Raw genomic sequence first — 16,153 nt, forward strand, 5'->3', positions numbered from 1 at the left:
CAATGAAAGGGATGATTCTTGCAGCAGGTAAAGGTACGCGTGTGCGTCCTATTACCCAAACCATACCCAAACCAATGATTCCGATTTTAGGTAAGCCGGTGATGGAGTCAATGATAGAACTCTTCGCCCAGCATAACATCAGTAAAATCATGATTAATACCAGCCATCTTGCTGAAGTGATTGAAGGCTACTTTGGTGATGGGCATCACTTTGGTGTTCAGCTTTCTTACTCTTATGAGGGCGAACTCAAAGAAGGCGAATTCATTAGTAAAGCGGTGGGCTCTGCTGGTGGCATGAAAAAAATCCAAGAGTTTTCGGGTTTTTTTGATGAAACGTTTGTCGTGGTATGTGGTGATGCATGGGTCGATCTTGATCTTTCTGAAGCGGTACGAAAACACAAAAAACATGGTGGCATGGCGACCATTATCACCAAGCATGTCTTTGATGATGAAGTTGAGAAGTATGGCGTGGTGGTCACGGACGATCGCGGCCAAGTGACAAGCTTTCAAGAAAAACCAAGCAAAGAAGAAGCGCTTTCTAATCAAATTAATACGGGCATTTACATTTTTGAGCCGGCGATTTTCGATTTTATCCCGAGCGAAACGGAATTTGATATTGGCAGCGAGTTGTTCCCATTATTGGTGGAATCACACGTCCCTTTCTACGCGGTTAACTTGCCATTTCAATGGTTGGATGTGGGTAACATTACCGACATCTGGGGAGTCACTCGCGACATTTTAGACGGCAAAGTACCGGGCTATCGTATTCCTGGAACTCAAGTTAAAGCAGGTATATGGCTTGGCATTAATACCGTTGTCGATTTGGAAAATTGTCATATCGAGCCGCCAGCGGTCATAGGCAGTGGCTGTAAAATTGATCCCGAAGCCCACATTATTGGACCCGTGCTCATTGGCGCCAATTGCATTGTCGATAAAGGCAGTCGCGTTCAAGAATCGCTGATCTTTGACAACATTCATCTTCATCAAAATGCATCAGTGAATCAGCAGACGATCTTTGGCCATTATTGCATTGGCCACGATGGGAAGACGAGTGAAGACATTAATTGGAATCACTTGCGTTCTAGCCCGCGAGATAGGGTGTCGGACGCATTCAAATCGATTTAATCCTCACTAGGAGACAAGGATGAGTCATAACCAGTGTCGGCATTTTAATCATACCTATCTAAGTTCACTCGAAGCCTCGAGGTTGGCCTCAGAAGATCTACAAAATTTTTGTACATCGGCTGGGATAGCGAACGAGTTTGCTGCGCAACTTGAACTGTGTGTCGTGGAAATGGTCAATAATGCTTTTATTCACGCCTACCAAGAAAAAGAAGGCTTGCCGATCGCGTTGCAACTGGAGATAGAGGGGGATGCGCGTTATTCCACCTTGAAACTCAGTGTTTCTGATTACGGTAGCGTGATGTCTCAGCAGGAATTAAAGAAGAAACTCGATAAGCAATTTATCGAACCGGATCCTGAAGACGATAGTACATGGCTCACGTCAGGCCGTGGTTTTATTATCGTTTCGAGTTTGATGGATTCCGTCTCACTAAGCAGTGAAAACACGAAAAATACATTCTTAATGGTCAAAGCGATCGAAGAGCAATTTTTGAATGCTTAGAACAATGCTGTTGTGTGACTAAAAAATTAAAATAACGGAGCGCTAGGATGGACCACTATTTTAAGCACTTTGAGCATCGTGTTCCGCCGGAGCCCGTTCCTCATAGTATACCTCGCGAATTACTGTATCAGTATTTGGCAACTTGTAACTTGACGCTTGGCCTATGGTATTTATGGTGGCGTTGGAGCTTCGCGCTTAATTACGATGCGTTGTGGTTTTCACTTCCGCTTGCGTTCGCTGAATCTTGCGCGTTTATCGGATCGATACTCTTTACTTTTAATCTTTGGAAAGTGAAGGATGAGCCGCGTAAAGCCCCCCCATTTAAGATCGCGGAATGTGTTAAAGACACAGAAGAAAATCGTCCCATAAATGTGGATGTGTTTTTCCCGAGTTATGATGAAGAGCCAGAATTGGTTAAGTTATCGATTCTGGATGCGAAAAAAATTCGCTACCCACATGCTATCGAAATCAACATCTATATTCTCGATGATGGAAACCGTCCTGAGATGAAAGCTCTCGCCGATGATATGGGAGTTGGTTACATCACTCGTGAAGGCAATATTGGGTTCAAAGCGGGTAACTTACGAAATGCCATGGAGCAAACCTACGGGGACTTCGTGGTGATATGTGATGCCGACACCCGACCTTTCCCAACGATGTTAGAGAACACATTGGGGTATTTTCGTGATCCAAATGTGGCTTGGGTTCAAACGCCGCAGTGGTTCTTTGATATTCCTGAAGGGGAGCGCTTACCTGATTTTATGCAGCGTAAAATGGGTAAATGGTCGCGATTCTTAGGGACGGGATTTGAAAAAATCTATGGTCCAGTGACCTTGGGCGAAGATCCCTTTGTGAATGACCCACAGATGTTTTACGACGTGATTCAGCGTCGTCGGAATTGGGTTAATGCCTCTTTTTGCTGTGGTGCAGGTTCAATCCACCGCCGAGAAGCCGTGATGGAAGCGGCTCTTCGTGCTTACGCTGAACAAATTACCAATGAGCAAGATGAAGTTGAACGTCAAATTCGTCGTTTAACCAAAGAGACCAAAGTTGATCAAGACGTCTCTGACAATCTACGCAATGAAATTCTGTTTGATACGGAGTTTACACCGTACAAATTCCACGTTTCAGAAGACTTATATACATCGATTGTGCTGCATTCCGATAGTGAACGACAGTGGCGTTCGGTGATGCACCCAAGAGTAGAAAGCAAAATGCTTTCTCCACAAGACTTACAAACTTGGACCGTACAACGCTTTAAGTATTCGGGTGGTTCGATTGATATTTTCATGAACGATAATCCGGTCTTCAGGAAAGGGCTCAACCTGAAGCAGAAGTTAATGTATGGCGCGAGTTTTTGGTCAAACTTATCGGCTATATGGAACATCATATTCCTGGCTTGTCCGATCATTTACTTCCTGACTTCAATTGCCCCCGTCAGTGCTTATGACGTGACGTTCTACATGCATTTCCTTCCTTATGTACTGACTGCTGAGTTAGCCATGATGATTGGGACATGGGGCGTTGCCGGTTATAAGGGTAAGACGAACTTCTTATCGTTCTTTCCGGTCAATTTGCGTGCACTTTGGACCGTACTCCGAGGCAAAAAAATTACGTTTCCGACTACGCCAAAAGAGCGACAGGCCGGTAACTTTTTCAAACTTGTGTTACCGCAGACGTTGGTCTTTCTGTTGAGTCTTTTCTCTCTGGCATTTGCTTGGACAGGCCATAGCCTTGGCTTATGGGGTAACTATTCATTCGGTGGTTTGGTGCTCAATACCTTCTGGATTATTAATAACATGATGGCAATGTGGGGCGTGATGGCAGCAGCATTTTGGGCCCCGCCTCCAGTGGATGAGCAACAACAGGAAGTCAGCGATCAAGAGGGATTGAAATATGGAGTTTAAATCTGCATTAGTGAATGCTCGTCATCACATTGTCTTTATTCTGGGGCTATCGACGGCACTTCTGATCGCGTTTAGCATCGAGACTCGAGAAACGGATCAGGTTTTAGGGAACTTTCGTTTTGAGACGGAAGAAGTTGTACCGCTTAAGCAGAGTCGCGTGCTTACCTCGCAGGAATACGAGTGGGCTAGCATTGCGTGGCAATACTTCGAAAATAACTACCAAGAAAATACCGGATTGGTTAACTCGGTAGATGAGTACCCGTCGACCACGATGTGGGATACCGCTTCTTATTTAATGGGGTTAATCGCAGCAGAAAAACTCAATGTTATCTCCGCTGAAACCTTCAACATTCGTATGGACAAAGTACTGACGACTTTGGCGCGATTACCTCTGGTTGATGGCCAACTTCCAAATAAAGCCTACAACACTCAAACACTTGAAATGGTGGATTACGAAAACAACCCTAAGGTTAACGGCATTGGTTGGTCTGCGATTGATATTGGTCGAGTGCTCGTACCGATGAACATTTTGATTTGGCAGTACCCTGAGTTTAACAAGCAAGTGAACGATGTACTGACTTATTGGAATGTCGGTGAAATGCTGACCGATGGTTATATGTTTGGTGCACGACCAAGCGCGAAGGACGGCGAAATGGAACGTGTGCAAGAAGGCCGAATCGGTTATGAAGAATACGCGTCTAAGTCACTCGCTTTGATGGGGCGAGATGTCTTTAATGCGATGAAGTACATTGATTTTATTGAAATGGTCGATGTCTATGGCATTCAAATTCCGACGGATAAGCGTGACCCAGCTGAGTACCATGCCCATAACTATGTGGTGAGTGAATCGTACATTCTAGATGGCATTGAATTTGGTGCTGACAGTGTCTCTAAAATCTTTGCGCATCGTGTGTATCAGGCTCAGGAACGCCGTTTTCAAGAGACTGGAATTTTGACGGCGGTGAGTGAAGACAACGTTGATGAAGCACCTTATTTTGTCTACAACACGGTCTTTTCTGACGGCAAAGTTTGGAATGCCATCTCTGACGACGGTAAAGACCAGTCGCATTTAAAAACACTATCAACGAAAGCCGCGTTTGGTTGGTATGCACTTTATGAATCGGATTATACCGATCAATTAATCAAAGAAGCAGGGCAACTGTATACCAATAAGAAGGGGTGGTATTCAGGGCGTTATGAGATTGATGGCCGAACCAACAAAGCCATTACTGCCAATACAAATGGGATCGTATTGGAGTCGTTGGCTTATATAGAAAATGGACCATTGCTAACGATTGGCGAAAAATAATTAGAAAAACATAGGAAGTTGATATGCGTAGTATTTGTGTTGGCTTAATTACGATAGCGCTGTTTGGTTGTGGCAATAAATACAACCAATTTTCAGATGATATTATTGACCGAAAGTCCCATTGGAACATTCCTAAACCTCGTTCAGGCGAGCTGACGGAACAAGAAATGGAAATGGCTCGAATTGCATGGCGTTATTTTGAAAATAATTACCAAGAACAGACCGGCTTAGTGAATGCGGTAAACAACTATCCCTCGGTGACGTGGTGGGATGCATCGTCGTATCTTGCGGGTATGGTCAGTGCGTATGAGCTGGGTATTATTGAAAAAGCCGAGCTTGATTCTCGCTTAACGCGTTTTTTAGCGACATTGAATAAGTTGGATCTTTTCCGTGGTGAGCTACCGAATAAAGCTTACAACACGCAAACCTCCGCTAAGGTGGATTACGGAAACCAACCCGGTGAAATTGGCTATTCAGCACTCGATTTGGGTCGTCTGATGATATGGCTGCATATCCTTAAGCACCGCTATCCTGAATTTGCCACCAGTATTGATTCTGTCGTGTTACGTTGGAATTTTTGTAACATTATTGATGAAAATGGTACCATGTTTGGTGCGTTATTGGAGCCAGGTAAAGAAGTTCAGTACTTGCAGGAAGGTCGTCTAGGCTACGAGGAATATGCGGCTAAAGGCTTTGAATTATGGGGGTTCGATGTGAGTCAAGCTCTCTTGCCAGAGCCTTACTCGACCATCAACCTCTTTGGTTATGATGTGCCTTATGATACGCGTGACCCAAGAAAGCTAAAAGCTCACAGTTACGTGGTAACTGAAAGCTACGTACTGGACGGTATCGAACTAGGGTGGGATACCGTGGATGATCGCTCTGCTCATGATAATCGCTATTCACATGAATGGATGGCGGAATTTGCTTTGCAAATTTATCGAGTTCAAGAGGAGCGTTATAAGCAAACGGGGATCATCACGGCTCGAACTGAGCACCAGTTAGCGGGTGCGCCTTACTTCGTTTATGACACTATCTATACCGATGGCTTTGCTTGGAATACGATTTCTGAGGTGGGTGATTATCTTCCACAATACTCAGCCGTAGCCGTAAAGGGGGCGATGGGTATGTGGGTGCTTTGGGATACCGAGTACACCGATTTACTGTTTAATCATGTCGCGACGGCCTACGACAAAGAGAAAGGTTTCTATGAAGGCATTTTTGAAAACGGAACCGGACTCATTAACACGTTTACATCCAACAACAACGGTATCACGCTTGAAATTTTGTTGTACAAAAAAGAAGGCAAGCTACTGAAATATAAGGATGATGTGCCGCCAAGCTTATGGGAAAAAGCACTTGAGTCACCTTTTGGTTACGAAGGGCAGTGTTTACCACGCAAAAAAATTGAGCCTGTAAAATAGCGGGGCTATCGATGCTAAAGAATATCGTTGTATTAGCGTTAATTCTCGTCTTATCGGCGTGTGGTGTGCTCTATCAGGGAGCGACGGATGGCTTTACGGCCATCAGTCAATCTCAAATGTTACGCCAAGGTCGTCATGGTGATTTGAGTGAAGAAGAGTTGGCGTGGGCGGCCATCGCGTGGAAATACGTCAATAACAATACTCAGCTCTCTACTGGGCTTGTGAATAGCCTGGATAATTACCCGACAACCAATATGTCGGGTATTGCCGATTATTTAGTCGCGCTTCTTGCGGCCAAAGAGTTCGGCTTTATTGAGAATAAAGAGTATGACGAGCGATTGTCATTGGTATTGAGCTTTCTGAATAAAATGCCGCTAAGCCAAGGTGAGGTTCCTAACAAGGTTTACAGCACTCAACATGGGCAAATGGTCAATTATGGCAACCAGCCCCAAGATATTGGTTGGTCGTCGTTGGATGTCGGCCGTTTGCTGATCGTGTTGGCGATTGTCAAAACACACTCACCACAATTTACCGAATACATTGATAAGGCAGTACTTCGCTGGAACTTCTGTGAACTGATCAGCTCTGATGGTGAATTGTATGGCTCGTCAGTGCATAACGGACAAGTGCATCGTTACAAAGAAGGGCGTCTAGGCGTAGAAGAGTACACTTCATTTGGTTATATCGATTGGCACATAGTGCCAGAAAAAGCGATGAATATTGAGCCTTATGATGTGGCCACAATCTACGGTGTAGACTTGATTTTCGATGGTCGAGACCCTCGATTATTCAATGTGTTAAGACCCGTTTATAGCACGCCTTATTTATGGATGGGTTTAGAGTATAACTGGGATGACATAGCGGATGACAGCTCAAGTGATGCGAGTCATTCCAATCAAACGCTCTCTGCGATGGCGGATGCCATTTACCTTGTACAAGAAAAACGTTGGGATAATGAACGGATCTATACCGCGAGAGGAGAGCATGTCGTCTCCGGTGAGCCTTATTTTGTTTATGATGCCATTTATGGGCTTGGAACACCGTGGATCACGCTGGCAGAAGACGGATCATCGCATGATCATTTGGCGCTAGTATCGACGCGAGTCGCGTTCCAAATGTGGGCATTGTGGAAAACCGATTATACCGACGACTTAATGATCCTGGTGAAAGAACTGTACGATCCTCAACGAGGTTGGTACGAGGGGAGATTTGAAATGACGAGTGCTTACGAGAAAAGCTTGAGCCTGAAAACCAATGCCGGTGTTTTAGAAGCGCTCTTGTATAAAAAACTCGGCAAGCTCTATCAAACTAGCTCCGATAAAGCGTATCGCGATGTGAAATTTAATTCGCGCTTTGATCATCCAGGACACTGCTTAGTGGAGACATTTCGATGAAAAAATGGGTCCTATTCGTCGCGTTACTTTGTAGCCCTTCGATTCTCTATGCAGCGCAGCAGGTCTTGAAGAAATCGGCCATCGATGCACTCGTTACTCCTACGCTTTTACTCGGGCAGGGGCGCTATGCGCAAGCGGCGGACAGTTTTCATCAGCAAAGTACTATGGTGCTTACGCTTGAGAGGAAATTAGGGGCGAAAGCCATGTGGCAGGCTGCCGGTTTATCGGAAGGCTTAGCCGCGATCGCGGCAGAGAAAAACCGCGATGCGATTGCGTATGAATACTGGGCGAATAGCGTGCGTTATTTTTTAATGTCGGGCAGCAGTTGGGATCAAGTGCAAAAGACACTTCATCAAGAATTTGAACAATCGAGTACGCGCTTACAGGTGGGCATTTCGCCGGGGGATGCGGGGGTATCATTAGACAGTTCGTGGCTACAACTGTTTACATTGGTCGAAGTCTGGGAAGACAAACTTGGTTACTTTTCTTACCGGTCACCGTCTTCTGACTTGGCGTTAGAAGCAGAGAAATCGGCGACGTTGGGCGATAATTCCAGCTCAAATGGCGCGCAGTTAAGGCAATACGTACCTAAAAAATCGTTACAACTGAACGAGGCATTTAAAGATAAGCAAGGCTTCACTCCTGGCGCGGTTGATGTCACGGATGTGGGAAGCATTCCCGTCCGTGGCTCAGCATTCACCGTCGATACGTCGGTGAATGCCTCGAATGAAGAAAAGAAGGAAGGCAAGCAAGCGGTGAGCACAATCAATGGTTCGACCACGAATGAGAAGGTCGTCGCGACGCCGTTGTCAGAACCAGCAGCCTTTATCGAACAAGAGCATTCCGGTCATTCAACACAAACCAAGCAAGCGGAAGTGGAACCAAAAAGCGAAGAAAAATGGATATCACGAGGAATTGCGGGAACGGAGAGTGGGCAAGCGGTAGAGGCGGTTCAACGTCGTGGTTTCGCACCCGCTGAGGAAGAATAGTTTATCAAAAATGAGACATGGCCTCGCAAAGGTCACATTTTGGATTACGCTTATTAGACCGTAAAACAAATAGCAGTGCATGTTTATGCCCAATTTCACTACATTAATGATGATGTGTCTTGTTATGCTCCCGATGATCGGTAATAGCCAAAGTTTTCAAGATGACTTTACACAATTAGACAGTACGCAATGGCGCATTGCTGACGGCTGGCAGAATGGTTTTCCGTTTCTGAGTCGCTGGGAAGGCAAAGCGGTGTCTTTTGGTCCTAGAGGTATGAGCATTGCTTTAAAGTCAGATCGAAAACGCAATGAAAACGGAGATCGCACTTTCTATTCGGGGGAAATTCGCAGCACCAACTACTATGCGTATGGATGCTACGAAATGGACATCAAACCGATTCGCGAGCCAGGCGTTGTAACGTCATTTTTCTTATTTGCTGGCCCATACGATAAGCCGCCAGGAGGCAGCGGAAAGCATAATGAGATTGATATCGAATTCTTGGGCTCAAACACCAATATGGTCCAACTGAATTTTTGGACCGATGATGACGCCTACGCCAATTCGCATGAAACGTTGATATTTCTAGACTTTGATGCCTCAAAAGCCTTCCATCGCTATGGCATCTATTGGGGGGAAGACTTTTTAGAGTGGTTTGTGGATGGCAAGTCGGTTCTGAAAGTGAAAAACAACAAATTTGACCCTCTGCCGAATGCTGAACATTCGACGCTGCGTGTTATGGCGAATGTATGGGCGACGGATCCTGAGATTGCCAACTGGGCAGGTTTGTTCAATCAAGAGCAAAAAACACGTCTTAAAGCGCGATATCGCAATTTCTCATTCCAATCTGACCAGCAATGTGAATAACCGTTCATTCGATATTCGCGCGCATCAAACCAGATGCAATCAAGCAAGGACATCCGGCAAGAGTTTTATCGAAAATTAGCGACACAACTTGTATTCAACTGCCTGCATACTATCTTTTATGTACAACATGGATAATATAACGTCAGCCTGGGGTAACAGTATGGATACATCGCTGTCGCGCGCACTTACTTTGCTGAATCAAGCAAACACGGATTTTGATTTGACGAACAATCAACATCAAACCCATTTGCTGGATCTTGCCGATAATCTGCTTGCTTTAACCGATTTAAAATTTTCGCAACTTCTCGAACTTTCCACTCAACACGATGCACCACTCGAGTTTCAACTGGCTCTAAAGCTGGTGGATTCACGTCAAAAAGTGCTCGCATTCACGAAACCAGTCAACGTAGGCGTGGTCTTTGCGATGTGGGGAGAGCATCATCGCCTATTACCTAAAAGCCAATCTAATCCAAATGGAGAAGATTCACTGCGCATTAAAATTCGTCAATTGGATTGGGTCACGAGAGATTCTCAAGTCCAATGGCAGATTTATGCCGTTGATGATGGATGCCCGCATGATAGTGCACATATCGCTAAGCGTATCGCACACGAGCAGCCACGAGCGATCAGCGAGCGAGTAAAAGTGCTGCAGCTTTCTAGAGCGCTGCCGTCTAAAGTTGGACCGTTGCAGTCGCTGGATTCGGTGGAGGACTCACGTAAAGGGGGATCGATCATCTTAGGCTGTGAGTATGCGCTTTCCGCGGGTGTCGACGGTGTACTTTATACCGATGCAGATAACTCCGTGCATTTAGGGCAACTCGGTCTGGTTCTAGACCCCTATATGAACCACAACAAGCAAGTTGTTTTAGGTAACCGTAAGCACGCAGACTCTATATTGGTAAAACAAGAAGAGCGTTGGGGGGCGGGTATTAAAACGCTTCGTCACATGCAACGTATGATTGGCTCTCAAATCTTTGATCAGGGTATCAAAGATACGCAAGCGGCCTTCAAGTTCTATAGTCGCCCTGTCCTTGAAAAGATACTGCTAAAACCAACAGTGTATGATTTTTCATTTGATACGGATTGGATCTTGGCAGCGATGGAAATGAATCAGCCAATTACGACAGTGCCTTTTGCGTTTATTGATTCGGCCGCCGAGTCGGCATCGGTAACGCAAGGACCGATGACAACGTGGTATGTACTGCTCGATGGGCTAGTCAAAGCCGTAAAAGCCCGTAAAGCGGACTACAGTGAGGAAATGGCCGATGTGTTTGTGCGAGAAATTAGTTCGCATAAGGATCTTGAATTGATCATCGATACGGTTCCTCCAGAGCTTGCTATCGCATCAGACAAAGATTTAGGTAATCCGAGAGTGATGTCGCCTCAATCGGTGAGAAACTGGATTCTGAGTGCAAAATCTTTGCGCTCTCGACAGGCGAATCCAAAATCGGTCAGCCCAGAACAAGCTTAAACCATTCAATAGCGCTGTTTCATTATGTGAAGCAGCGTTATCCATTCGGTTAGAGTAATAACCGCCTGTGCCCAGTTCTAAGCGATTTTTCTCGCGCAAACGACGGGCGCTTATCTGGATTGCCTCTGTCTTGTTCGGTCTTATTGTGGTTGGCCTGCTTTGATTGTTTTGCTTTGATTGATCTGTTTTGATTGATATCGCGCAATGAGGAGAACCACGGTAGATACATTTTAAGCATAAAGTGATTAAAAAAAGAAAGCGCTTGATGCTGGCATCAGGCGCTTTCTAGTGTCTAACTGTGTTCGATTGATCGTGATTTGGTCCGTTATGTTAGTCCCCGAGTTCGTCTCTCGTCATGTTGCTTTCTAACGTGACCGCATAGATCATCTCAAGCTCTTCTTGTGTCACGATGTCTTTAACCGAATGATGCGATTTAGGTGCCTGTAAATAGGCCGCCAGTTGTTGCTTTTCACTCACGGACAGTTCATCGACGGTTTGGTACATTTTTTTTAGCTCTTTATTATTCATAGCAGCCTCCTGACAGAACGGCATATAGTTGTCACCACTTGTGGGCGTTATATTCTGTTAAAAGTAGATAGCGAAAAGGCGGAAGGTGGGATGACTGAAAAGTTATTCTCTCTGCCAGTAATTACCCAGTTTTTCCAGTTTGGAGGAAGATCCAATGTCATCAGTTCAGTGATGATGCGATTCATTTTTTTATTATTTCGCGGCTTGGTCTTTCCAGTGTTCGTTTTCTCATTATAGTTATGCAAATATTGAATTTTTGCCTCACTTGAATATGGGTAGTGTTCAAGCAGTACCTCATTTTTCGCAAGGTCGGTATTCGTCTCCCAAAGGTTTGATGAGTTAACACGATGCAGTAGCGTAGCTTGTTTGCATCGACCCAGTTGCTGAAAATTTGCCCCGCGAGCGTTAAGCACGCGCACTAAGGTGTTACGTATTTCCTGTTCACCAAATAATTCGAGCGCAGGTAAATATTCCATCAGTAAGATTAGTGGACATTCAAACAACTCGTCATAAAAATTTGCTATCGACTGCATTAATTTGCTGTGTGCAAGAGAGTCATTGGTTTGATCAATCAAAATATGACTTTGGAAAAGCTGGTGCAGAGCATCAAGCTGTTTCTTACGTTTTTTCGTTAATTTACGGCTGGCGATATAAACAAATTTATTGGCGTGCTGAAGAATTTCAGTTTTGGCTGACAGGCTTTCCGTTAATGGGAATACATGCACTAAAGAGTGGAAGTGCTGAATGACGCTTTTTAGCCAATTAACATCCACCAGAGACATATGTTGTGCGTAGGTGTGGCCAATTTTTAATAGCGCATTGCGTTTATTAGCCGATGCATTCAATTGACTGGCCTTTGATGCTCGTTCACCGATACTCGGGGTGAGTTCAAACGCTTTTGTCGCCCAGTAGGCGGCATTAATGAGTTGGTCAGACTCGGCATAGAGTTGCGAAAGCGTATCCATGACGCGGATAGAGAGCGGATTTTCGGTTAAAAATTGGTGAAGCTCTTCAATCGCTTGCAAGGTATTGTTATCACGATGAAGTAAGTGAGCCACTGCACACATCTTAGCAGGGTGAGCTTGGGTCGAAGACATGGTGATATACATATCTACCAGCGCCCAGTTGTTTTGGCTCATCCAGTGTTCTAACAAAAAGGCTTCTAAGCTGACGCTAAATCCTGAGCGATTGATCAGTTCAAATAAACTCGCTGCAGACACAGGATGACCAGCCTGAATCGCTTGCGCAATTTGCTGTAGCTTTTGAGTTTCGCTATGGATGGTAAACAGTTTGGCTGCCAGTTTATCGTTGCTTAGCGGCTTGGTAATGAAATGACGGACCTTTCCCGACAAAGCGGTTAATACGGTTTCTTGCCGCGCATCACCGGAGATCATTAATACACCAGTGGTCTGGCTAATCAAACGGTTGCGGTAGAGCAGCATTGCTAATTCGTAACCCGTTAAGTATTGGTCAAGATGGTAGTCGATGATGATGACGTTAAACTGATGAGTCTCTACCGCCTTGATGGCATTTTGATAGCGTTCAACGGTGACGATTTTTTCATACTTAACGCCAAGACTGATCAGCTGCTGTTTAATCAGTTGCAGCGCAGTGCTTGAATTATCGACAACCAGCACCCGTATGTCTTTTAAAAAGTAGGTATTCGCCTTTCTCAAGAGCGCCTCCAAGCACTACCACGTCATTGACATCCATCTCTACGCTGAAGGTTAGTATACTTGTTTCATATTTGCCAGTGTTTGAGTGCGCAAATTTCAGACTTATTGCTTAGTTTTATTGGCATTGATATTGGTATTGGTATTGGTATTGGTTAGCAAACGCAAATAAGAGCGCCTAAGCGCTCTTATTGAAATGGACTGATTAAGAGAGAGGTGTTTAGTGAGCGATATTCATCGTTAGCTGCAAATCCAGCTTCAACGGAGAAAGCTTGCGAGTTAGTAAGCGTTTTACCTTGTCAATTTCTGCCAATTCAAGGTGTTTCTTATCACTATGAACATCGATATTAACCCACAGCTCTTGGCCAACTTTGGTGACACCAGCCAGTTCAATGTGTTGAGAAAATTGACGGTCAACATTGATGACTTCTGCGTCTACGGCATCGTGAATGGCATCGCTTGGTGTCATTAATAACAGCTCTTTCATTGCTTGCTTAAGCATGTCAAACGGCACTTTAATAAAGTAAAACGACATTAAAATCATCATCATTGGGTCGGCATAAACACTTAAATGCGCATACGGTGTCAATGTGAGTAAGAAAGCGACAACAAAGCCTAACGTCACCGCCACACTCAGCAGGGTATCCATTTGCCATTGCTTAGTCTCTGCACCAATTAAGCCAGATGAAAAGCGCTTTGATTTTTGGGCGATATACCACCAACCATAACCACAGCCGACAACGTTAACGATGCCAAATAAAGCCGCAATCGACGCGTTAACCTCGCGTCCACCGGTCAATACGGATGTTAACGCAGAGTACAGTGAATAACCGACAATTAAGAGAATAACGAAGCCTTTGATCGCAATAACAATCGGCTCGATGACCGCTTTACCATACTGAAATTGGCCTTGTGATGGGCGACTGATATAGCGTGATGCAGCAAGTGACAATAATGTTAGCAGTAAACTGACCAGTGAATAAACACCGTCAAATACGATAACGAGTGACCCCATGATTAAGCCAAGCACGAGCCCACCAACAGCAAACCCTGATGCTAGAAGGGCTGAGAAGGTTAAGATTCGCTTTTCGTTTAAGCTTGATTGGGCACACATGGTTAAAATACTCCTAAGAATGTAAGTCTATTCTTGTGAGTTCTGCCCATTTTATCAAACGGATTGTGGTTGGAAAGCCATCGGCTTTCGTGTGGTAAATGGTTAATTTCTTGTAAAACAGTGTGTTAAACCAAAATTTCGCTGTCATTTATTTTGACGCTGAGTGATTCTGAATCACTGATGAGTCGGCCCGTTTCGTAATGCTTGGTGATGAAAAGAGGCTATTCAAAGACCGTTCGGGAAAGATCAGAAGTCAAATAAGTACTCATTCAGTTTATCGGCAAGCCAAGTCATCCCCGGATGCTCATTCATTCCGACCAGCGAGAACATGCAGTAATCTTCTTGTGTGAGACCATAAGTGTGTTTGATTACCGCAAGATCTTGGTTTCTTAGATGATGACGGATCAGTGGTTCGGGTAGAACGCCCCACGCACCTTCGGTCAGAATAGAATTTAAAATATAATCAAAGCTTGAAAAACCAATGTGCTGGATGGAGAGAGGCTGCAATTCAGGATTGTCTTTCTCATTCAGATACACCATGACCGCTTGCATGTTGTTACGCAATTCATTGTCTGAAACACGGCGCAATTTACTCAGTGGATGCGTTGCGTTGCAGACCGACATCATACGAATTTTACCCAGAGGTTGTGACGTCGTATTGGGGTCATTGATGCGCTCGTAATCAACGCCGAATGCAAAATCCACTTGGCCAGTGACAACCAAATTGGCTAAGTCGCCAGAGGAGGCGAGCGCCATATTGAAAGACGTGGCGGAGAATTGCTTGTTGAGCCGGTGCGCAAGATCTTGCCAAAGTTCATCAGGCAACGAGTCATCGCGAGCGATCCAAACTTCGGCGTTAAATTCGCCAGAAGCTTGTACACACGTTTGACGAATACGAGACTCGGTCACTAATAAGTTTCGGCAGTCTTTATAAATCGCTTTTCCTGCTTCAGAGAGCGAAAGGTGGTTGCCCGAACGAATAAAAAGCTGCGTATCGAGTTCTTTTTCTAGTGCTTTAATCGCCATGCTCAATTTAGTCCGGTTACAATCGAGCTGACGCGCAGCTTCCGATACAGAGCCAGTATCGGCGATGATACAAAAAGCGTCGATTTGCGATAAGTTCATGGGCATCAATGTGAAACAATAGAATAGTATGATGGTAATTTAATTTGCGCCAAATGTCTGTTTCCACTTAAAAAGGTGTGGCATATAATAGGGAATACACTTACCTTTGCGGTGAAAGCAGTTTTAAGGAGACCACAATGGCGATCAATTGGGATGAATGTGCGAACACGTGGGACAGCAATACAGCATCGATAGCGTATGCTGAGGAAGCATTTTCTTCACTAATTAAAACCATCGATATAACGGGCACACATGTTTTAGATTTTGGTTGCGGCACAGGGCTGCTAAGCCAAAAGCTATCGACATTGGTGAAAGATATCGTAGCACTAGATAGCTCGGAAGCGATGATAGAGCAGCTTGATAACAAAGCATTGATGAATGTCGAACCTGTTGTCGATATGCTTACTCGAGGCTTAGTGGCAATCCACCCAGCATTTCGCAACCAGTTTGATTTAGTGGTTGCTTCTTCAGTATGCGGGTTGATCCCTAACTACGCGGATGTGTCAGACATCATTTATAGCGTACTTGATAAAGGCGGTAAGCTTGTTCAATGGGATTGGTTAGCAAGCGATGAGAGTGACCCTCAAGCAATGACGCCAGCTCGTGCTGAGCGCGTACTGACGGGGGTAGGCTTTAGTGAAGTGACGACCTCAGTACCATTTGAAGTGACGACAGAGCAAGGCACGTTGAAAGTGCTGATGGTCGTGGCGACAAAATAGCGAAACAAAACC

Annotated in this window: 14 protein-coding genes; 10 read left to right on the forward strand and 4 right to left on the reverse strand. The window is 44.9% G+C overall.

What is annotated here, in order from left to right; all coding sequences use genetic code 11:
- The first annotated feature begins 2 nt into the window (after positions 1–2).
- From OJ16_RS17870 to OJ16_RS17910, 9 genes are all read left to right on the forward strand, one after another.
- Positions 3–1,124 carry a sugar phosphate nucleotidyltransferase gene (locus OJ16_RS17870; RefSeq protein WP_040992615.1) on the forward strand — a complete coding sequence of 374 codons (1,122 nt, stop codon included), beginning with the start codon at positions 3–5 and terminating at the stop codon, positions 1,122–1,124.
- A gap of 19 nt (positions 1,125–1,143) precedes the next feature.
- Positions 1,144–1,623 (forward strand): ATP-binding protein, encoded by a 480-nt coding sequence (locus OJ16_RS17875; protein WP_040992616.1) that lies wholly within the window; start codon positions 1,144–1,146, stop codon positions 1,621–1,623.
- Between the two features lie 47 nt (positions 1,624–1,670).
- Entirely contained in the window at positions 1,671–3,530 is a 1,860-nt protein-coding gene (locus OJ16_RS17880) for a glycosyltransferase family 2 protein (protein WP_040992617.1), read from the forward strand.
- The gene (locus OJ16_RS17885) at positions 3,520–4,839 is read left to right on the forward strand and encodes a DUF3131 domain-containing protein (RefSeq protein WP_040992618.1); all 1,320 of its coding nucleotides are present in this window, start codon (positions 3,520–3,522) and stop codon (positions 4,837–4,839) included. Before OJ16_RS17880 ends, OJ16_RS17885 begins: the two co-directional genes overlap by 11 nt.
- A gap of 23 nt (positions 4,840–4,862) precedes the next feature.
- Positions 4,863–6,263: a DUF3131 domain-containing protein gene (locus tag OJ16_RS17890; protein WP_040992619.1), complete on the forward strand. Its 1,401-nt coding sequence runs from the start codon at positions 4,863–4,865 to the stop codon at positions 6,261–6,263.
- An 11-nt stretch (positions 6,264–6,274) separates the two neighbouring features.
- Positions 6,275–7,657 carry a DUF3131 domain-containing protein gene (locus OJ16_RS17895; protein ID WP_040992620.1) on the forward strand — a complete coding sequence of 461 codons (1,383 nt, stop codon included), beginning with the start codon at positions 6,275–6,277 and terminating at the stop codon, positions 7,655–7,657.
- A complete protein-coding gene (locus OJ16_RS17900; RefSeq protein WP_040992621.1) occupies positions 7,654–8,646 on the forward strand; it encodes a hypothetical protein in 993 nt (330 codons plus the stop codon). The genes OJ16_RS17895 and OJ16_RS17900 overlap by 4 nt, the downstream gene beginning before the upstream one ends.
- A 124-nt stretch (positions 8,647–8,770) precedes the next feature.
- The gene (locus OJ16_RS17905; protein WP_236688448.1) at positions 8,771–9,511 is read left to right on the forward strand and encodes a family 16 glycosylhydrolase; all 741 of its coding nucleotides are present in this window, start codon (positions 8,771–8,773) and stop codon (positions 9,509–9,511) included.
- A 160-nt stretch (positions 9,512–9,671) separates the two neighbouring features.
- Entirely contained in the window at positions 9,672–10,982 is a 1,311-nt protein-coding gene (locus OJ16_RS17910; protein WP_040992622.1) for a glycosyltransferase family protein, read from the forward strand.
- Between the two features lie 330 nt (positions 10,983–11,312).
- Here OJ16_RS17910 and OJ16_RS17915 read toward each other — a convergent pair whose 3' ends face one another.
- The 4 genes from OJ16_RS17915 to OJ16_RS17930 form a co-directional block, all read right to left on the reverse strand.
- Positions 11,313–11,510, reverse strand: coding sequence for a hypothetical protein (locus OJ16_RS17915; protein ID WP_040992623.1), 198 nt, complete (start codon positions 11,508–11,510; stop codon positions 11,313–11,315).
- A 47-nt stretch (positions 11,511–11,557) separates the two neighbouring features.
- Complete coding sequence (locus tag OJ16_RS17920) at positions 11,558–13,186, reverse strand: response regulator (RefSeq protein ID WP_040992624.1); 1,629 nt, start codon at positions 13,184–13,186, stop codon at positions 11,558–11,560.
- Between the two features lie 217 nt (positions 13,187–13,403).
- Complete coding sequence (locus tag OJ16_RS17925) at positions 13,404–14,297, reverse strand: cation diffusion facilitator family transporter (RefSeq protein ID WP_040992626.1); 894 nt, start codon at positions 14,295–14,297, stop codon at positions 13,404–13,406.
- Between the two features lie 246 nt (positions 14,298–14,543).
- Positions 14,544–15,422 (reverse strand): LysR family transcriptional regulator, encoded by an 879-nt coding sequence (locus OJ16_RS17930; protein WP_040992628.1) that lies wholly within the window; start codon positions 15,420–15,422, stop codon positions 14,544–14,546.
- A gap of 137 nt (positions 15,423–15,559) precedes the next feature.
- Here OJ16_RS17930 and OJ16_RS17935 point away from each other — a divergent pair, with 137 nt between their 5' ends.
- Complete coding sequence (locus tag OJ16_RS17935; RefSeq protein ID WP_040992629.1) at positions 15,560–16,141, forward strand: class I SAM-dependent DNA methyltransferase; 582 nt, start codon at positions 15,560–15,562, stop codon at positions 16,139–16,141.
- Positions 16,142–16,153 lie beyond the last annotated feature (12 nt).

The sequence above is a fragment of the Vibrio renipiscarius genome (genome assembly GCF_000827885.1).
Lineage (GTDB): Bacteria > Pseudomonadota > Gammaproteobacteria > Enterobacterales > Vibrionaceae > Vibrio > Vibrio renipiscarius.